This window comes from Sphingobacterium faecium, assembly GCF_003054045.1.
Classification (GTDB): domain Bacteria; phylum Bacteroidota; class Bacteroidia; order Sphingobacteriales; family Sphingobacteriaceae; genus Sphingobacterium; species Sphingobacterium faecium.
On the sequence record NZ_QBKH01000005.1, the window covers coordinates 266,580 to 284,682 of the forward strand.

Below are 18,103 nucleotides of genomic sequence, written 5' to 3' on the forward strand. Positions count from 1 at the left end.
GAGTGCCGGTAAACAATACACGAACTACTTTAAACAATTCCCCCCGACAATGAGCGTAAACGCTAAAAGACGGGTAACAGAAAAGGGAAATAATATATTTAGTAAACCGAAAATGAAACGAATTTTTATAAACCAAACAGGAGACTCAAATAAATTTTGGATTACTGAACAAATTGACGAAAAATATATAGTTAAATGGGGAAAGATTGGTACTGACGGGCGTAGTAATGAAAAAGAATTTGCTACAAAAGAAGAATGTTCGAAAGAAATTGAAAAACTTGTAAAAGAGAAAATTAACAAAGGATATTCAGAAACTACGGACTTAATAAATATCCCCATAAAACAAATTTCAGCATACAGACCAATGAACGAAGAAGTGTTTTGGGAAATTATTTCAAGTTTTAATTGGAGTAAGTTAGGGAACGATGACGCCGTTCTGAAACCCGCTCTCAAAAAACTTATTTCTATGACTGTTGATGATATTAAACAGTTCGCAGAAATTTTAGCAAATAAACTATATGAACTTGATGGTTTAATCTATGCATCAAATATTGGATCGGATTCATATAAAGGAGAAAATGACCACTTTTCAGCTGACTACTTTTTATATATAAGATGCTGTGTAGTGGCTAATGGCAAAAAATTTTTTAATCACGTGTTGACAAACCCGACAAGTATGCCAAAAGAAATGGATTTTGAACCATTACTTTATTTGGCAGATGAAGCATATAACAAAAAATTAAAAACAGAAGGAGAATTTATCGAAACCAAATTATCTTTTGAAACATTCAGTAATGTTGAAAAATGGAATTCAAATTGTAATTAGTAAATTGGTAGAGGGCACAAACATGTTAATGGTTAGTCATTAGTGAAAGACCTAAAGCAATATGATAAATGATCTGAAAATATTAGATGAATCTCCAGAATATACGCTAGGTTATATGGATGAGGATATAATTTTATTCAATAAAGGAGAAAATACAGCTATATGCATTGGAGATATCTATGGAAACCCATATTGTGGATTGATCGTAAACAAAGTATGTATAATCGGAGGTAATCATCTTTTAATTTGGGAAAATCATCAAATAACTAAATTGGACATGGTAAGTGTAATTGTCCAAATGCGCATTATAAATGATGATGTGATCGAGTTTTTAATTGACCCTTGGTCCAAGCACGCATCAGTCTGGGAATTGAACCTAAAAAATAGGATACCCTATAAAATAAGCGATTTTGAAAGTCTTAAAAACATGCCATATACGGAAGAATACATCTGGTGAAAGCATGCATTAAAAAAATAATAAATGGAACCAATATTCAGATGTGCAACTAGAAAGGCAATTGATGAATTAGCACAAGAGCTCAACCTAGCATTTTCAAACAAAATGACGACTATCTTGTTCATGGCGAAACTCTATTGACAAAGCTTGCTGAAAATGGAAAGATAATATGGCAATTTGAAGGTGCTGATATATTTGTATCTCTTGACGGTGAAGCATTCAGAATAGAAAACGACGGGATACTATGGACAGACTTCTCAAATGGAATATATAAAATCGACTTCGATGGTAAATTGTTATGAAAAACAAGTAATGAATTATACCTGATACTCAAGCAATACTGAAATTTAATAATTCGATCAGATTAAAAAAAAGATAAGGTGCCAACAATATTAAAAGAATATAAGCAATTTTTAAGAACCAATTTCAAAGAGCTCAGGCTTAAAAAACCTTTGTTATATAGTTGGGATTTCGGACTTCGATTTGACCTACAAATTGACAAAAACGATACAGAAGAGTACTTTCAAGAAGTAACAAAACGTGGATCAACAATTTTTAGAGATGTATTTAATGATTCTGACAACATATTTTTAGTTTATATGGACTATAAATATAGACGCCAGAAAATAAGAGTTTCAAACTTTACATTCAAACAAATTAAGAATCTGCTGCATACTGAGATCACTTATTCGAAAAGATTGCGGCTTTATGAAGCACAAGATAGATTTGATGTAAGAAACATGGCTATTATTAAACTTACCACAGACAGAATATCTTATAAAAATATATTAACAGCAATTGCAAATAACGATTTTTCTTCAAGAAAACCAAGACTAGATGATAATTCAATTTTCACAAATAAAGAGGTCTATTTCATAAATATTGATACGAAACTTATCTTTCATATGTATGACGACAGAGGTCTTGAGCTAATAGCAGCTGACAAAGAATCATTAATACCAATCTATCAAAAATATAATGAATGGATACTTAATTATGACAGAGAAAAGATTGAGACTCTATTTGCACAATAGAACTTCTATTAATACTTTACCAATCATGGAAAGATCTGCTTGATGAAGAAAACCTTATATTTAGTTTTTCCAAACTATAATTAAATGAATAATAAACCTAATGTAATACTTTATAAAGAACAGATTTTTAAAGTCGGTCAAAATACATTTAGAGACTGTGCTGGTGAGAATAAAGTGCTTGAAAAGTGTAGCTTCGCAAAGGAATGGCAGTTTAGGGAAGATAAGTTTTATACCGAGAAATGTATAGATACAGCTATCTATTCGATATTAAATAGATCAATACCTAGCAAATCCTGCAAAAGCAAACCCCTCTCCTATTTAAATTAAAAAGTACTAATGAAAAAAATACTATTATTAACTACGTGTTGTATTCCTTTTATAAGTTTTGCTCAATTACTGACAGTGTTCAAAAATAAGGTAGATTCTATTTACGACAAAAACAAAGATGCAATCGGAATTATTGTCCATGTCGAAGCTCCGAAACAAAATATTTCTTGGAGTTACGCAAAAGGTATCACAGATACCAAAACAAAGAAACTGTTAGATGATCAACAACCTGTTTTGATTGCGAGTAATACCAAACCTTATGTCGCTGCTGCAATTTTGAGACTGGTGGAAAAAGGAAAAATTACGATCGATCAACCGATTAAAAAATTATTGACGGGCAAAACAGGTCGACTATTGGAAAAAGATGGTTACGATTTGAATGCTATTAAGGTAAAGCATCTATTGTCACATATATCCGGAATACAGGATTATGTCGACGAAGCTTATTTTCAATTTGTCAATTTACATCCGACCTATAAGTGGAAAAAAGAGGAACAGATCAAAAGATCAATTGAAATCGGCAACCCCAAAACAGTAGGTCAAAAATTTAGTTATGCGGATATCAATTATTTACTTTTAACCGAAATTATCGAGCAAAAAACGCATCAACCATTTTATACAGCGATACGTGATTTACTAAGATACAAAGAATTAAACTTGACGGAGACGTGGTTCATTGACCTTGAAAAATATCCATCAAACACGATGGCACTGGCGCATCAATATGCCAGCAAGTATAAATGGGACTCATACGATATTGATCCCTCATGGGATCTTTACGGTGGCGGAGGAATTGCTGCGACAGCAAAAGAATCGGCACTTTTTTTTCAATATCTTTTTGAAGGAAAGATCATTCAAAATAAACAGTTATTGGAAGCAATGCATACCTACGTATTGCCATCGGATGAATCCAAATACTGTTTAGGAATTTATCACTTTGATATGGGATTCCAAGCTTATTATCATGGCGGTTGGTGGGGTACAGATGTTATTTATTCACCTGAATCTGATGCTACAATAACTGTTTTCACCTTACAAAAAGAATTTCAACATATCCTTAATCCATTTATCGGAAAGGAATTTCAAAAATTATTAATCAAAAAGTAGCATTTTACAAATGAAGTTGGATAGATGATATGAAGGAAATTCTTTTAGTATTGGATTTGGACGAAACATTGCTGTATGCGACGACAAATAGACTTATTCAGAAGGAAGATTTTGTTGCGGGAATATATTATGTATATGTTCGTCCAGATTTAGAATATTTTTTATCGCAGTTGGCAGAAAATTTCAAGCTTGCGATCTGGAGCTCTGCGGATGATGTTTACGTAGAACAGCTTGTGAATAAAATAAAACCGTCAGCCGTCAATTTTGAATTTATTTGGGGAAGATCACGCACGACAAAAAAACGAATGAGTCTAACTGATGAATACCATTATGTGAAAAGGTTATCCAAAGTTAAACGAAAAGGATTTCTATTGGAGAGAACGCTAATAATAGACGACACCGCTGAAAAATCAATGTTGAATTATGGCAATGCGATCCAAATAACTGAATTCACGGGTGATCCGCATGATGATGAGCTACTTTTATTAGCGTCTTACCTGGAGAAATTGAGGAATGTTGAGAATGTCCGTCTAATTGATAAAAGATATTGGAGAGAACAAGTGAAGTCTATATAAATAAAGGGTAGAATTCTATCTGTTTCCGCTAATTCTATTTTTTTGGGGTTTCGTAGCGATCTGAGTATATATTGTCTATTGAAAAATTCCAAAGCCTTAACAAGTCTGAACTAGAAAACTACTAGAAACAGGCGTTGTCGAAAAACCAGCACGGCTTTTTCCTGAAAACTTTAAAATAAAAATACCCGGAAAGACCGGGTATTTTTATGACAGCAATGCTAATCGTTCATTCAACCTTTACACTGAAATAGCGGACGATAGATTTATTTTTAAATTTTGTGGTGATTGCCGTTTCGGTTTTCATAATACATTATTTACAACGATACCTCGTCACGCAACATTTTAACAGCATCATGTGCCTCCAGCTGCTTATCCAACTGCTTTAAAAGTATATTTTTCACCTCGACCGATAATTGATCATTATCCTCTTCCAGAATTTTTTTGTACGTTTCCTTAAACGCATCCTCTCCCTTTTCACAACTTTCTAATAAACTTTTTCTGTCATTACCTGCAATGGTTACTTTTACGCTCATCCACATTCTAAACAGTTTACCACTTAACATGGTTGCATCAGTTGGCTGAGCGCCTTCTAAAACTACAAAAGGTTTCAGCTCTTCAATAAAATGCTGCGATTGCAAGACATATTTTGCAAATAATTGCTGTAAGCTATCTAAACTTAGCGTATGTGAAAGATCTAAAGCAGTTTTATAACCTTCCACTCGATCATTGTTAATTTTTATCAGGTCATTGATAATTTCTGGGTTGTTCAAGTGATTTTCCATAATACATGAGTTACTTTATAAATATTTCTACAGGAATAACAACGCATCGGAATAGGAGTTCACTCTCTTTTTGATTTCAAGTATTAACACCTCTATTTGGTAATAAATTACATGGACAGAGTATGACTCCTTTTTTATATAAAAAGATATGCCAAATAATTGATCCAAATCAGGAGATCATCTTGATGAAGATATATATTGTAAGAATGGTATTATTTAATTTTTAACAGCAACTAAATATGATCTAAATTGTTATTGCTATACATAGGAATTAGGTATTTCCTGCGATAGCAAAACCCAGATAGATAGGCATAAGAAGCTAGAACGGTTCAAAATATAAGCTATTAAAATTATTAATGCCTTACCAGGAGACCATTGAATGTTCGATACGGAGTGATATTGAATAAAGAAAATAGGACGTGAAACTCAAATATAAGAATAGACTTAAATAAAAATTATATGATACAGGATGCGCACATTATCATTCATGCCGCACGGGTAGGCAACATGGAAGTTCTAGAAGAACTGATTCGCCAAAAAGTAGATCTTAATAGTAGGGATGACAAAGGTTATACTCCACTTATCATTGCCTGTTATAATAACCAATATGAAGCTGCAAAATTATTATTGAACTCAGGCGCACATATTAATGCACAAGATAACGGAGGAAACAGTGCACTGATGGGAGTTGCATTTAAAGGCTATAAGAATATTGCCGAACTGTTGATCAATAATGGAGCTAATCTAGATCTTCAACATGTAAGTGGCGGTACAGCGCTCATGTTTGCTGCTATGTTTGGTAGAAACGAGATGCTGCAGCTTTTATTAGAGCGAGGTGCTAATAAAACTATACTCGACGCAAGAGGTTTATCAGTTGCTGATTTGGCTGCCCAACAAGGTAATGAAACAGCATTAGCGATATTACAAAATTAAAAGCTCATTCACTTTTAAAATAAAACTACCCGGCAAGATCGGGTAGTTTTATAACAGTAATTCTAATCGTTCATTCCATGCTTATTCTGCATTAATGGATAATTTAGTGTTAAATTTCGCAGTGGTTCCTGTTTCGTTTTTATCATACTTTATTTATGATGTCAGCTAATGGCGTAAACTTTTAATTTCATTATGGGATTAATAAAACAGCTTCAAGAGTACAAATAGACAAGAAATGTTGGATGTTTTGCTGATAAACAAATTATTAAGCAGGTAAACATATGGATTCGGCTTTCTGAATATCATGGTCTACTTAGGGGCATTCATCTTGATTTTTAACGCCAGTTCACCAAGATTAGCAACATTCGTATTGCTGAGAATAATAATCGTAGTGGAATTATTCAAAAATTTCATCCACACGGCGTTAATACCCATTATTTGTCCATATCTTTCCATTCGTCTTTCATCTCCCAGACCGTTAATCCATACTCCATAACCATAATTATCAAGTCCGGGAGTAAGCATTAAATCGAGACTTATTTTATTTATTAATTTTAGCCCATACAGTGCGTTCGAGAATTTCAGTAGATCTAAAGGTGAACAATACATGGCGCCAGCGGCATACCAGTTTTCTATAAACATAGGTATACTATTGATGAAAATAGCTGAATTGTTATCCTTAAAATAGGTACTCGCTAGATTTTTTATAATATCTTTTTCGTGCATCACGCCCGAATTGTGCATATCCAAAGGTCTTAATATCTTTTCATACAGCACCTCTTCATAAGTTTTGTGATAGATCTTTTCAATGATTTTACCTAAAATAATGTAATCCGCATTATTGTAATTGAACTTAGTTCCCGGCTCATTTGCAAGAGGTTTATCCCAAAAACTTCTTAAAATCTGATCTAAAGTATGCGGAATCTGAAATATACCCAGACCATATTTCATTGCGTTATCTACACTTGAAACTGTATCAATGAGCACAATTCCCGAATTATGGTTAAGCAGCTGATGCAAAGTAACTTTTAAACTTACTTGATCTGGATATTCAGGCAAATAAGTTTTGAAAGGCTTATTTAACTCTAGCTTTCCCTCCTCTACCAATTGAAGGATCAAGACTGCTGTAAAAGCTTTTGTTATCGATGCAATATTGTAAATAGTTTCCCTTGTAATTGGAATATTAAATCTGCGATCTGCTATACCAAAGCTCTCCTGATAGATTATAGCGGAATCCTGTTGAACTAATATAGTTCCGTCAAAGCCATTCTTCATTACATAAGATTTAATAAAGGACTTTAGGGAATCATCTTGTGCTATTGATTTGTAATGGAATACTATTGTTAAAGTAAAAATGATCAGATATTTCATTTTTGTTTTCAAGTCTATTGGATATAAAGCATTCATACTTGTTTCGGATTATTATTTTGCATGATAAATAACAATAGATTTGCCAAATTTTCAATCACCTATTAATGAGCACCTTATGCCGATCCATCATGTCCGAAATCGGACGGTTACTATTAGATAATGAACATAAGTGATATTTATCTATCAATTTAATTCAATTGCTAATTATAGATATGGAATTCCACTATCTTTTTACTCACCAATTCCATACAACTTGTACATTAAAAAGTAAATTACAGGAAGAATGAGCTAGACGTTTGAATCAGTAATGTTGGATCACATATCTTGTAGAAGTACTCTATATATCCTGGTCAGGCCTATCTCCAACTGAAAGCTATCTCAATGAAGTCACTACTAATTGCTTCATCGTATTTTATGTATGGCGCTCCAATAGGGTGATTCAAATTAATCTTTAAATAAGTCATCCATAATCAGAATTCCAGCATTACCTAAAATTCCTTTAGGATCATCAATTATTATCTTGCCAAAAATATCTTTCTTTATAGTCGCCCTATTTCCACTACTGTCACTTGCATCATAATTGCCGAATATATCTTTTTTTAAAGAGATGCTATTACCCTTATCATCTGAGATTGTTTTCCTGCCTAAAATATCGGTCTTTATTGTTTTACTATTTCCTTTGTCGTCACGAATATTTACATTACCCATCATGTCTTTTGATACTGTAGTACTGTTCCCTTTGTCGTCACTTATCTTTAAATTTCCCATCATATCTTTTGACAACCTCGTACGGTTCCCTTTTTCATCACTTATCTCTAAATTTCCCATCATATTTTTACTTACTGTAGTCCGAGTGGAATGATCACTTTTAACCACTATATTCCCAGAGTAATCTTCCTTAATAAGGGTTTTAGAGCCATTGTCACTCACTCTTGTCAGATTGCCATAATAGTCTTGCTTATATTCGATTTTCTTGGACCACCTATCCGAAATAATAATATTACCCCAACTATCAATTGAAATTTTTATATCATTTTTATCTAAACCCTCTGAAATAGCTGCTTTTATAATGAATTTTTTCATGTTATTGCTAAGGCTATCAGCAACCAGCGAAAATTGATTGTGCTCAGTAGAGGACTCAGCTTTTAATGTACTTGTGGAAAATAATAATACAAAACTAAATATGATAATTAAACGATCCATGTGTGTGTGATTTAACATTAAATATACACTTATTTATGATTCTAATAATAAAAATTACTGATATGTTGAACCTGTACAGTTATCGGTCTTATCTGTGGGGGCATGTATTTTTAACTCAAAAATGATATGAACAATTGCTGCTGTTGTATCTAAAAAAATGAAACTTGGAATTGAACCACGAATGTTAGTTATGAGTACGATAAAAAGTCAATTTACTTCGAAAGGTGGACCATCGATTACGTTTTAATTACTAAATTTACAGCATGATCACGGAAGAAATTCTAAATAAAATAAAACTGATAGGAGAAAAAATGCTGATTAGAAAAAATGATTTTTTTGTGAAAGAAAATTTCATTTGTGATCATATTGGAGTTGTTGAAAGTGGCTCGTTATATTCGTATTTTGAAGATTCAGATTGCAAGATCATTGTCAACGAATTATATGCAAAAGATTGCATAGTTACTTCATATAGAAGTTTTCTAACGGAGATCCCTTCGCCTGCTTCTATTAAAGCTTATGCTGACACTGTAATTCATGTGATTTCGAGAGAAAAATATAATGAACTGATCATGGATAAACAGTGGTTAGAACTGTTTAAAAGTATATCGGATCAGCTGTTTATAAACAAATGTTTTAAAGAAACATCTTTAATCAAATTAAATGCAAAAGACAGGTATTGGGAATTAATTTCCGTTCGTAAAAATATTGAACAGGATTTTCCACAACATTTAATTGCATCTTATCTCAAAATTCGCCCCGAAACGCTTTCAAGGCTAAAAAGTCTTGACATACGTCAAGATAAAAGTTGAATTTATTGTCTGAGATTTGCTAAGACAATTAAAAGACGTAACCATGCCATTAGTAAGAATTTCACTGTCGGAACAATGTACTTTACAGACCCAGAACGCTATTTCAGAAGCCATTCATCAGGCTTTAATAGCAGAATTTAATATTCCAAAAGAGGATTACTTCCACATCATCGAGAGCCGCTCAAAAAATCAATTAAAATTTCCCAGCTCCTATTTGGGAATTGCACATACAGAAAATATTGTTTTTGTCCAGATTATTGCTGCAACAGGTAGAAATATCGAACATAAAAAGAAACTTTATCAAAAAGTCGGACACCTGATCAGCCAAAATACCCATATCGATCCGCAGGATGTGATCATTACGCTATTAGAAAATGCTCGGGAAAACTGGTCTTTTGGAAATGGAGAGCTTCAAACTTTTAATCATATTTGATATGCTGGAGATTAAAAATGCACTACAGATTCTAGATAATCTGGAGGTCGATCATGTGATGAATAAACAGGTTGCTTTTCTTACGGGTAATGAAGATGCCGCTCTATTTATCATCCAACTTCATTATGATCAGACACTCCCCGCTCATTATCATAAAGAGGATATAGAAATCTATTATATTCTATCAGGTCAGGGTATTATAACGACCAAATTTTATAGCGAAGTAAAACATGTAGATAAACGTTCACAGCACGTCGCAAAGGGAGACTCATTTACTGTTCATCCCTTTCAAATACATCAAATTAGCAATCAGCATGACGAAGTACTGCAAATTTTAGCAATAGCACCCAGAAGTCACAATGGAACGGATCGCAACTTTGTGGAATTATAAATTATTGCAGATCATGCTTATATTGTGTTTGAACATCAAGGCTTCTGAGATGATTACCCTAATGTCCATCAAATTCATTTGAAAGCTGAAATATGGATATGCTGTTTTCTATAGCAGAGATAAAAGCTGATTTTTCAAATTATGAACCCTTGTTGTTAGAGGAAAAAGAAATTATTTTAGAAGAAGGCACTTACCATATAGGTAAGGGAGCGGTACTACGGTTTGTTGGAGTAAAAAATAAAAGGTCAGGAATAATGAATACTGCACTTTTACAAGACAAAGTTTGTATTTTAGGGGAAGCAGTAACCATTTTAGAGAGAAGATTAATTTTATAACTATGCTAATTAATACCTTAAAAACATTATTCAACAGAGATTTAAACAAATTGATCATTGAAGTCAAACAATACAAAAGTGAAGCTGATATTTGGAAAATTAATGGACAAATAAATAATTCGGCAGGCAATCTTTGTTTGCATTTGGTCGGCAATTTAAACACATACATCGGAAAAGAATTAGGCAAGACAGGTTATTTAAGAAATCGAGAGTCAGAGTTCTCATCAAAAGATATACCAAGACTACAATTAATTCAAATGGTTGAAAATACTATAGAAATGATTAATCAAACATTGGATCATTTTGATGAAAATCTTTTGGAAGCCGAATACCCAATTTTGGTACTCGACAATAAGACTTCTACTGAGTTTTTTTTAGTTCACTTAACCACTCATTTGGCTTATCATCTTGGGCAAGTAAATTATCACAGACGATTACTTGAAAAATAAAAATTTGAACAACAGGCTACTGCCAAAAATAGAGCTATAGCGACTTGGATTAGATATGGTCATTTCTACTTCGTCCATCATGTAAAAGATGAAATTACGACTAGTTGCTTCATCATATTTTATGCACGGCACTTCAATAAGGTGATTCAAATTAATATTTAAATAAATCATCCATAATCAGAATTGCTGCATTACATAAAATTTTCATGGAGCATAATTATCTCTATTAAATTTCCTATATTAGAGTAATTTAACCAATTAACCGATGAAGTACCTACTCTTAGTGGTCAGTTTGTATGTACAAGTTTCTGTGGCGCAAAAGAAACCAACCGTTTATTATATTGTCAAACAAAACAGCAGTTACAATCGAAATGCTGATGAAAAAACCTATCATTTAGCAGTAGAAAAGGTGAAGAAGTTGTCCAAACAAGGGGATCTTATGCAATTGCGCATATATGGTTTTGAGAACAAAAATGGCGACCGTATATTCTCTACTGCAGACTTGGACAAAGGAGAGAATTTCTTGACGTCGACTGCGGCAATTTCCAATATCTATGGTTTGAAAAAACCATTTCAATTTACGGTCGATAAAGGAGTGGTCAGTATAGATACACTTAAATGGAAGGATGAAATAAAAAAACAGCTTACTGCCTGGGAAATAAAAGATGATGTTATTGAAAATGCCTTAAAAAATACATTTTCAGAGTATAGTAACCTCCTGCAATCGCTCTATTTTGCAGAAATATCATCGTTGGATGAAAGTACATTGAAGACATCAGATATCACAAAAAATGGTATGATATATCATATGGTAAAGCAAGATAAATCGGTGATTGCTATCAATTACTCGCAAAGCGACAGCTCTTCGACATTGGAAGGCAGTACGAGCTTTGATCCGAAAACGCACCTTGTGATCGATGAATCTCGAAAATCTAACTATTCATTTTTAGATGCAAATGGAAAAAAATCAAGCGGCCAATTTGCCAACTCGATACAGCGCGCTAGCAACTATACTGCAGCAGTAATTGAAAATGATTATTATGATATGATCATAACAGGTAGCTATTGGAGCAACGCAGTAAATACTAAAGATCAAGCGGATAGTCTCAAAGTACACCGTTATATAGATCTATACGAAGCAAAATATGCTGGCAACCGAGATTACGTAAAAAATAAATTGGGCCATTTGCAAAAGTTGCGGAATAAGCAATATGATGATGCATTATCATCTATATCACCTAAATTACTAGCCGGTACTTATCATCTCAGCAACAGGGTTACATCCGATAATATCTCAGACCATGACTTTAAAGAAATCATCCCACTCCTGAATGATGTGCAACTCTTCGATTATCTGCAACATTCGCTAAGTCAATACATCTTATCTCTTGACAGCGCCTCTTTGCAGAAGGCCCAACTTATTGCCAATCAGCTTAGCGAAAGAGAGCGAGTAGCGGCTAGACCCATGTACCTCTGGGCCACGGCAATGCAGATAAAGGATGTAGATAGCCTTAAACAAATCCAAAATGAAATCCTAAACATGGATAACGCTTACTGGAACCAAGGTAATGCCGGTCGATATGCTCTTTTGATCCAGAAGCTTCTTTCTGAACATGCAGGATATGATATACAGGCGATGCAGAAAATTATCGATAAAATTAGTGTTCTATATGAAGACGAGTCAAATAAGAAACGGTTCTTACAAAAAGCTCATTTGGCATATGCGTATTATCTGGCTTATGAAATGACACCGGTAGAACAAGAAGATGGGGCGCTCCTATTATTGGAAAAAGCGGCCTATTATTCTCCAAAAAGTGCAGCTGAAAAGGAACATGGAAGTTTCTATGATCGCGTTTTTTTGAAATCAAAAGAAAACTATAATGAAGATTATATGGCTTTATTAAGTAAGAAGGGTAAGAAGGATATTGCTCTTCAAAACTATATACAGGAGTTTCTGAATAATCCAGCAAGTAGTTTTAAAAGCTTATCAACTTTTTATCGTGAAAATTATGATGAGAGCAGTTTCAGTCATTTTTTCAAGAAAGAGATTGTTTCCAAACTTGCTGATGCGCCATCATTTTTGTTAAAAGATATACAGGGTAACGAGTTCTCATCCGCGCAGTTGAGTGGAAAATGGACCGTTATCGATTTTTGGGGTACCTGGTGTGGTCCTTGTGTCGCTGAAATGCCCAAATTAAATCAGTATTACCTAGGGCTAAAGGAGGATAATTTGAGCAAAATCAACTTTATGAGCATAGCTTGTAGTGATACAAAAGAAAAAGTGCAACGTTTTTTATCAAACAATAATTACGAAATACCGGTTCTAATGTCGGATTCTAAAGTAGAACAAAGCTATAAAGTGCGCGGATATCCAAGTAAATATATCATAACACCAGAAGGAAAATTGATTCCTACGGAATTTGGATTCAACTGGGAGAATTTGGTCTCTGAATTAAGCAAGCTTTAAACAACTAAAGTGTCCCAAGCCAAGAAAATAAAAAATATAGGGATTTATTAAGTGATATTGGATTGAAACGATTTCAGGAGAAAATGATGGTGTAAAAATTTTTAATAATCATGTACTCGCTCTTCCATATTATTTTTGATATCATTTAAAACAAAGTGATCTAACTGGTTATGAGGTATAAGTATCGTTATCAAGGTTAAAAACATTAACTCATAATTTTCCATTATATTTAAACTGCTTTCCATAAATTCAATTTATTTATCAATTTATTGTATCTTTCTAAAAAAAAGAAATGAAGAAAACCAACCTACTCATTCTAACCTTATTTATTGCCAATTTCAGTTATGCCCAAATCACATTGATGGATAGTATAATTCAAAAAAACTACTCTACGTTTAAAAAAAACAATAACAACACTTTCGAAGGCAAAGGATGGAATACCCTTCAAGATGAAATCATCAAGAACAATTCTGTATTATTGGGCGAGTCACATTTCACCAATGAGGTCCCTTATTTCACAAATGCGATTGTCAATAATATCAAGTTCGACAACTATATCCTGGAAATTGATCCCTATACCACCAACACCATAACAAAAAAAATTAAATCCTTATCTCCTACAGAATTGGATAAATTCCGTGATGAATCAGGTTCAGCTTTATCTTTTTTAAAAGGTGAAACTGAGTTCGATTTATTCAAAAACATCGTTGATCAGAACATCAACATATATGGAGCTGAGCAAATTAGTCTATTTTCAGACCAATTACTCTTTTCGGAATTGATTAAACAATCCAAAAATACCAAGGCAAAAGAAATTTATAAGCAGATGATCGCTAATTCTGCTGCTTATGATACAAAAAACAACAGCACATTCTATTTGTTCTCTGACGATTTTGTGGCAAAAATGAGCGCATTGAGCACGCTCAATTTATCAGCTAACGAGAAAGAGCAGCTTGCAGCACTCCAATTAAGCAAAGAACTGTATTTAAATCGAATTCATGGGTTAAGAATTCAATACATAAAACACTTGGTGATTGAAAAACTCCCTGAATGGAAAAACAAAAAGAATCTTTTCAAATATGGTGCTAATCACATGCCTAAAGGAGAAAGTTTAATGGAAATTTTCGATCTTGGAAACCTGGTGGCCAATATTGAAGAGGCAAACTACAGGAAGTCATTACACATTATGATTATCGGAAAGGAAGAGGGTGAAACATTGGCTGATTTAGATCAATATAAAGCTTTCCTAACCGTGGTAAAAGATGACAATTGGTATGCTTTTGATTTAAGACCCTTGAAACAAGCAATTTCTAAAAAGAAGCTTAAAGTGGAGGATTTGACGCTGGAAAGAATTATAAAAGGTTATGACTATTTGGTTTATATTCCAACTTTAACTAAAGCTCAAAATAGAGGCAAAAAAGATCATTAAAATACGCGTTAGAGCCGGCTTCCTATACCCCAGACACCAATACATTGACATGTATCGAAACGTTGATCAAACAAATGCCCTTTGCTGTATAGCATATTCAAACTGAATAGGCGAAAAGAATTTTTCGCCTATTCAATTCAGATAGAGTAATGTAAGATGACGTTAATCTCGATTCTTTTAGTATTGGTCACCGCATATCAATGGAAGATTGGAATTATCTCCTTATTGAACGTCTACCTCCAAAGCATTATCTGTTCAGAAAATAACAATCCCCTAGCTTGCTTTGTGATAGATCATGACGTGTCGAATTGCAGATAACTGTCAATTGGTCCAAATGACATGGGATCGTGATTGAATTTAATTCTTTTCAAATTTGACGACTATATTTCCAGCACCTAATGCGGCAGCTAGTCCAGAAGGATGGTCAACAGATCCAAGTTTTGTATAACTGTATGAGGTATGAAAATTTTTGTAAAAAAGTACCAGCACCTTGTTTCCGTACAGGGCTAGATCACCAGCTTTTAGATCGCCACCAACTGTTGACTTTGCTGGCAACGTATTGGATAAATCATCATATTTTTCATTACCATTCAATTCGTTCATATCAATAGTCATTGGAAGCATTGCTTTGAATGCATGCGCACTCGGATTGTCGTATAAAGTTGCAGTAAAGACTGCTTTGCCAATGGTAATTTTCATATGGGGTGCTGACATGTTGTTATTCCCGTTTTCATTATTTTGGGTTGCTGTCGAGCTACCATCTTTACTGCAACTCGCGCTGCAACAAGAAAAAGTAACCAGAATCGCGAAGAGAGTGATCAATAATTTCATAATATCAGGTCCTAAACTTAAAATATGGAGGTATCACTTATCTACTGACAGAGTTGAGTGATTTAGGTATTAATATCTTTGATAAATCGTGCCGGAATGCCGCCCACGATGGTATTGTCAGGTACATCTTTTGAAACAACTGCACCTGCCGCCACAACAGCATTTTCGCCAATCGTTACACCTTGCAAAATGGTGGCATTTGCACCAATCCATGCATTTTTTTTGATGAGGATCGGTTTCGGAATTAAGGAATGTCGATCTGCAATGGAGGTTGGATGTCCCTCGGTTAACAAACTCACTTTTGGAGCTAGCTGTACGTTGTCCTCAATGGTTATACCGCCGAGATCGAGAAATACACAATCAAAGTTGATGAATACATTTTTCCCGATTTTAGTATGCTTTCCGTAATTGATATACAAAGGTGTAAAGACGACAACACTTGCATCAATTTCCGAACCTGTTACTTGACTCAACAGCTGTCTGATTTCGTCCGGTTCTGCAGTGTTATTCATTTGAACTAAAAGCTTCTTTGTAATAAAAGCTTCTTCACGCATTCTGTATGCTTCAGGATCGTTTGGTAAAATGGTCTCCCCTATCCTTAATCGTTCAAAAATATCTTTTGTTTCCATTGCTATACTTATTTATATGACAAAGTTACTGGTATTTTAAGCGTGTTATATTACATTTACTTCGCAAATAATGTCAAATATTACCTATTTTTAATGACAGTTTCTTAATTTGAACGGATATGCTAGAAAATCAAAAGGTTATACTTTATAAAATGGCATCAACGGACCGGTTTCCAATAGATTTCCAGATACGATTTCATACGCATATTTATTGTCAAAGTGGAACCATACAATTTGTGTTCAATAATCAACAATTTCGTTGTAAAAAGGGAGAATTTATCTTTTGGCTCGCAGGTCTTGATGTTTCGGATTTATCTTTCTCAACGAATTTTAAAGCTACGGTCCTCTTGGTGGACAATAATTTATTGACCCAGAATTTACCGAGTGCAAATGCGAGTATAGACAGCTACATACATGCTAGACAACATCCAATTTTGCACCCGGATAAAAAAGACAAAGAGAAAATCTTAAAAAATTTTCAGTTGTTGTATGATCAATCCCAAGAAAAAAACCACCGTTTCTTTGAAGAGGTACTGAAACTCCAAATGCAACTTTTCATTTTGGAAATGTGGCACATTTTTGAAGATGAACTAGACAGACGAAAACGTAGTTTGCAAAGTGGGACATTGTACGAACGGTTTAGCCAGTTAATACAGAAACATGGTCTGACAGAGAGAGAAGTTCGCTTTTACAGCGATAAACTGAGTATCACACCCAAATATCTCAATTATATTTGCAAAGTTAATACCCGAATTACGGCTTCAGAATGGATACAGCGATATGTGAAAGAACGAATAATACTTTTGTTAAAAAACAAAAATCTGAATATTTCTGAAATTGCGGATGAAATGAATTTTTCAAGCCGTTCATTCTTTACGCGCTATGTAAAAAAACTATTAGGTACTACTCCAAAAGAATATAGGGAACGGATATGAAATGGCTGTACACTATCTTCTTTTGATTTTTGTAGTCATGTGTATGCTCCTACCGATTTTAAATTATTTTTACTGTACAGATTCATTTAATTTTGAATAAATAACCGTATCGATAAATTTTCCATTATAAAACTCACTTTCCTTTAAATGTCCTTCCTTATTGAAATTGCATTTCTCTAATACCTTGGCAGAAGCAAAATTTTCAGGGTCTATGACTGCTTCAATAGAGTGCAGTTTCATCTCCGTAAAATCATAGTTAACTACTTTTGCTATTGCTTGTGTGATATAACCTCGTCCTTGAAATTCGGGAAGTAACATATAACCTATCTCTGCTCGATAATGCTCGGGTTTAATATAATAATAACCTATTGTACCGATCATTTTGGGATTACCTTTTATGGTAATAGCCCAATTAATCAGCTCACTACTGTTAATTTTTTCATCAGTTAATTTAATAAATTCTGAAATTTCATCTAGGGTTGTAGCTACAGGACGAGGAATATATTTCATTATTTCTGTATCAGACCGCAGCGCATATAGTTCATTGATATCATGTAAATCGGCACGTCTCAGTTTAAGTCTTTCTGTTTCCAAATTAGGAAAAGTTGAAAAATTTATATTCAGCATTTTGGGTTTATATTTTTATAAAGTTATTATTTTTTTTAATCCATAGCTATATCAACAATCTCACTAACCGTAATAAAGTACTGGTTTACCGACTTTCTATCCTCACACACCTATTAGCAATAAGTTCTAAATCTAAATCGAGTTACTTTTGAA

General features: G+C 33.6%; 20 protein-coding genes. 14 read left to right on the plus strand and 6 right to left on the minus strand.

The features are described 5' to 3' along the window. The first annotated feature begins 49 nt into the window (after positions 1 to 49). From C8N37_RS15290 to C8N37_RS15315, 5 genes are all read left to right on the plus strand, one after another. Positions 50 to 826 (plus strand): DUF4240 domain-containing protein, encoded by a 777-nt coding sequence (locus C8N37_RS15290; protein WP_108159702.1) that lies wholly within the window; start codon positions 50 to 52, stop codon positions 824 to 826. 61 nt (positions 827 to 887) lie between these two features. Continuing rightward, positions 888 to 1,283 carry a hypothetical protein gene (locus C8N37_RS15295; protein WP_108159703.1) on the plus strand — a complete coding sequence of 132 codons (396 nt, stop codon included), beginning with the start codon at positions 888 to 890 and terminating at the stop codon, positions 1,281 to 1,283. 380 nt (positions 1,284 to 1,663) lie between these two features. After that, a complete protein-coding gene (locus C8N37_RS15300) occupies positions 1,664 to 2,317 on the plus strand; it encodes a DUF3885 domain-containing protein (RefSeq protein WP_108159704.1) in 654 nt (217 codons plus the stop codon). Positions 2,318 to 2,653: 336 nt separating this feature from the next. Further along, entirely contained in the window at positions 2,654 to 3,751 is a 1,098-nt protein-coding gene (locus C8N37_RS15310) for a serine hydrolase domain-containing protein (protein WP_108159706.1), read from the plus strand. A gap of 29 nt (positions 3,752 to 3,780) precedes the next feature. Then, on the plus strand, positions 3,781 to 4,326 hold the full coding sequence (locus tag C8N37_RS15315; protein WP_108159707.1) for an HAD family hydrolase: 546 nt from the start codon (positions 3,781 to 3,783) through the stop codon (positions 4,324 to 4,326). 314 nt (positions 4,327 to 4,640) lie between these two features. On the opposite strand, the gene C8N37_RS15320 is transcribed toward C8N37_RS15315, so the two are convergent. Next, positions 4,641 to 5,108, minus strand: a complete 468-nt coding sequence (locus C8N37_RS15320; protein ID WP_108159708.1) for a PA2169 family four-helix-bundle protein — start codon at positions 5,106 to 5,108, stop codon at positions 4,641 to 4,643. 459 nt (positions 5,109 to 5,567) lie between these two features. Between C8N37_RS15320 and C8N37_RS15325 the strand changes: the two genes are divergently transcribed. After that, positions 5,568 to 6,041, plus strand: a complete 474-nt coding sequence (locus tag C8N37_RS15325) for an ankyrin repeat domain-containing protein (RefSeq protein ID WP_108159709.1) — start codon at positions 5,568 to 5,570, stop codon at positions 6,039 to 6,041. 309 nt (positions 6,042 to 6,350) lie between these two features. Here the strand turns inward: C8N37_RS15325 and C8N37_RS15330 are convergent, their stop codons facing one another. Beyond that, positions 6,351 to 7,316 (minus strand): serine hydrolase domain-containing protein, encoded by a 966-nt coding sequence (locus C8N37_RS15330; RefSeq protein WP_170114537.1) that lies wholly within the window; start codon positions 7,314 to 7,316, stop codon positions 6,351 to 6,353. 540 nt (positions 7,317 to 7,856) lie between these two features. After that, positions 7,857 to 8,615 (minus strand): hypothetical protein, encoded by a 759-nt coding sequence (locus C8N37_RS15335; protein WP_108159711.1) that lies wholly within the window; start codon positions 8,613 to 8,615, stop codon positions 7,857 to 7,859. Between the two features lie 311 nt (positions 8,616 to 8,926). On the opposite strand from C8N37_RS15335, the gene C8N37_RS15340 reads away from it, so the two are divergent. The 7 genes from C8N37_RS15340 (at position 8,927) to C8N37_RS15370 (ending at position 14,928) form a co-directional block, all read left to right on the plus strand. After that, positions 8,927 to 9,424: a Crp/Fnr family transcriptional regulator gene (locus tag C8N37_RS15340; protein ID WP_147051543.1), complete on the plus strand. Its 498-nt coding sequence runs from the start codon at positions 8,927 to 8,929 to the stop codon at positions 9,422 to 9,424. A gap of 43 nt (positions 9,425 to 9,467) precedes the next feature. Next, positions 9,468 to 9,857: a tautomerase family protein gene (locus C8N37_RS15345; protein WP_108159713.1), complete on the plus strand. Its 390-nt coding sequence runs from the start codon at positions 9,468 to 9,470 to the stop codon at positions 9,855 to 9,857. A gap of 1 nt (position 9,858) precedes the next feature. After that, positions 9,859 to 10,248, plus strand: a complete 390-nt coding sequence (locus C8N37_RS15350; protein ID WP_170114538.1) for a cupin domain-containing protein — start codon at positions 9,859 to 9,861, stop codon at positions 10,246 to 10,248. A gap of 92 nt (positions 10,249 to 10,340) precedes the next feature. After that, complete coding sequence (locus tag C8N37_RS15355) at positions 10,341 to 10,583, plus strand: hypothetical protein (protein ID WP_108159715.1); 243 nt, start codon at positions 10,341 to 10,343, stop codon at positions 10,581 to 10,583. Between the two features lie 2 nt (positions 10,584 to 10,585). Beyond that, a complete protein-coding gene (locus C8N37_RS15360; RefSeq protein ID WP_108159716.1) occupies positions 10,586 to 11,032 on the plus strand; it encodes a DUF1572 family protein in 447 nt (148 codons plus the stop codon). A gap of 265 nt (positions 11,033 to 11,297) precedes the next feature. Next, positions 11,298 to 13,499, plus strand: a complete 2,202-nt coding sequence (locus C8N37_RS15365; RefSeq protein ID WP_108159717.1) for a TlpA family protein disulfide reductase — start codon at positions 11,298 to 11,300, stop codon at positions 13,497 to 13,499. 292 nt (positions 13,500 to 13,791) lie between these two features. Next, a complete protein-coding gene (locus tag C8N37_RS15370; RefSeq protein WP_108159718.1) occupies positions 13,792 to 14,928 on the plus strand; it encodes a hypothetical protein in 1,137 nt (378 codons plus the stop codon). A 357-nt stretch (positions 14,929 to 15,285) separates the two neighbouring features. Here C8N37_RS15370 and C8N37_RS15375 read toward each other — a convergent pair whose 3' ends face one another. Continuing rightward, the gene (locus C8N37_RS15375; protein ID WP_108159719.1) at positions 15,286 to 15,759 is read right to left on the minus strand and encodes a cyclophilin-like fold protein; all 474 of its coding nucleotides are present in this window, start codon (positions 15,757 to 15,759) and stop codon (positions 15,286 to 15,288) included. A gap of 62 nt (positions 15,760 to 15,821) precedes the next feature. Then, a complete protein-coding gene (locus C8N37_RS15380; protein ID WP_186812847.1) occupies positions 15,822 to 16,388 on the minus strand; it encodes a DapH/DapD/GlmU-related protein in 567 nt (188 codons plus the stop codon). A 152-nt stretch (positions 16,389 to 16,540) separates the two neighbouring features. On the opposite strand from C8N37_RS15380, the gene C8N37_RS15385 reads away from it, so the two are divergent. After that, a complete protein-coding gene (locus C8N37_RS15385) occupies positions 16,541 to 17,323 on the plus strand; it encodes a helix-turn-helix domain-containing protein (RefSeq protein ID WP_244914441.1) in 783 nt (260 codons plus the stop codon). A 69-nt stretch (positions 17,324 to 17,392) separates the two neighbouring features. Here C8N37_RS15385 and C8N37_RS15390 read toward each other — a convergent pair whose 3' ends face one another. Further along, positions 17,393 to 17,950: a GNAT family N-acetyltransferase gene (locus C8N37_RS15390; protein ID WP_108159722.1), complete on the minus strand. Its 558-nt coding sequence runs from the start codon at positions 17,948 to 17,950 to the stop codon at positions 17,393 to 17,395. Positions 17,951 to 18,103 lie beyond the last annotated feature (153 nt).

What these genes read in the sequence shown, in the direction of transcription:
- C8N37_RS15290 (WP_108159702.1), top strand. Translation starts at nt 50, where the DNA reads ATGAGCGTAAACGCTAAAAGACGGGTAACAGAAAAGGGAAATAATATA.
- C8N37_RS15295 (WP_108159703.1), top strand. Translation starts at nt 888, where the DNA reads ATGATAAATGATCTGAAAATATTAGATGAATCTCCAGAATATACGCTA.
- C8N37_RS15310 (WP_108159706.1), top strand. Translation starts at nt 2,654, where the DNA reads ATGAAAAAAATACTATTATTAACTACGTGTTGTATTCCTTTTATAAGT.
- C8N37_RS15315 (WP_108159707.1), top strand. Translation starts at nt 3,781, where the DNA reads ATGAAGGAAATTCTTTTAGTATTGGATTTGGACGAAACATTGCTGTAT.
- C8N37_RS15320 (WP_108159708.1), bottom strand. Translation starts at nt 5,108, where the DNA reads ATGGAAAATCACTTGAACAACCCAGAAATTATCAATGACCTGATAAAA.
- C8N37_RS15325 (WP_108159709.1), top strand. Translation starts at nt 5,568, where the DNA reads ATGATACAGGATGCGCACATTATCATTCATGCCGCACGGGTAGGCAAC.
- C8N37_RS15330 (WP_170114537.1), bottom strand. Translation starts at nt 7,316, where the DNA reads ATGAAGAATGGCTTTGACGGAACTATATTAGTTCAACAGGATTCCGCT.
- C8N37_RS15335 (WP_108159711.1), bottom strand. Translation starts at nt 8,615, where the DNA reads ATGGATCGTTTAATTATCATATTTAGTTTTGTATTATTATTTTCCACA.
- C8N37_RS15340 (WP_147051543.1), top strand. Translation starts at nt 8,927, where the DNA reads ATGCTGATTAGAAAAAATGATTTTTTTGTGAAAGAAAATTTCATTTGT.
- C8N37_RS15345 (WP_108159713.1), top strand. Translation starts at nt 9,468, where the DNA reads ATGCCATTAGTAAGAATTTCACTGTCGGAACAATGTACTTTACAGACC.
- C8N37_RS15350 (WP_170114538.1), top strand. Translation starts at nt 9,859, where the DNA reads ATGCTGGAGATTAAAAATGCACTACAGATTCTAGATAATCTGGAGGTC.
- C8N37_RS15355 (WP_108159715.1), top strand. Translation starts at nt 10,341, where the DNA reads ATGGATATGCTGTTTTCTATAGCAGAGATAAAAGCTGATTTTTCAAAT.
- C8N37_RS15360 (WP_108159716.1), top strand. Translation starts at nt 10,586, where the DNA reads ATGCTAATTAATACCTTAAAAACATTATTCAACAGAGATTTAAACAAA.
- C8N37_RS15365 (WP_108159717.1), top strand. Translation starts at nt 11,298, where the DNA reads ATGAAGTACCTACTCTTAGTGGTCAGTTTGTATGTACAAGTTTCTGTG.
- C8N37_RS15370 (WP_108159718.1), top strand. Translation starts at nt 13,792, where the DNA reads ATGAAGAAAACCAACCTACTCATTCTAACCTTATTTATTGCCAATTTC.
- C8N37_RS15375 (WP_108159719.1), bottom strand. Translation starts at nt 15,759, where the DNA reads ATGAAATTATTGATCACTCTCTTCGCGATTCTGGTTACTTTTTCTTGT.
- C8N37_RS15380 (WP_186812847.1), bottom strand. Translation starts at nt 16,388, where the DNA reads ATGGAAACAAAAGATATTTTTGAACGATTAAGGATAGGGGAGACCATT.
- C8N37_RS15385 (WP_244914441.1), top strand. Translation starts at nt 16,541, where the DNA reads ATGGCATCAACGGACCGGTTTCCAATAGATTTCCAGATACGATTTCAT.
- C8N37_RS15390 (WP_108159722.1), bottom strand. Translation starts at nt 17,950, where the DNA reads ATGCTGAATATAAATTTTTCAACTTTTCCTAATTTGGAAACAGAAAGA.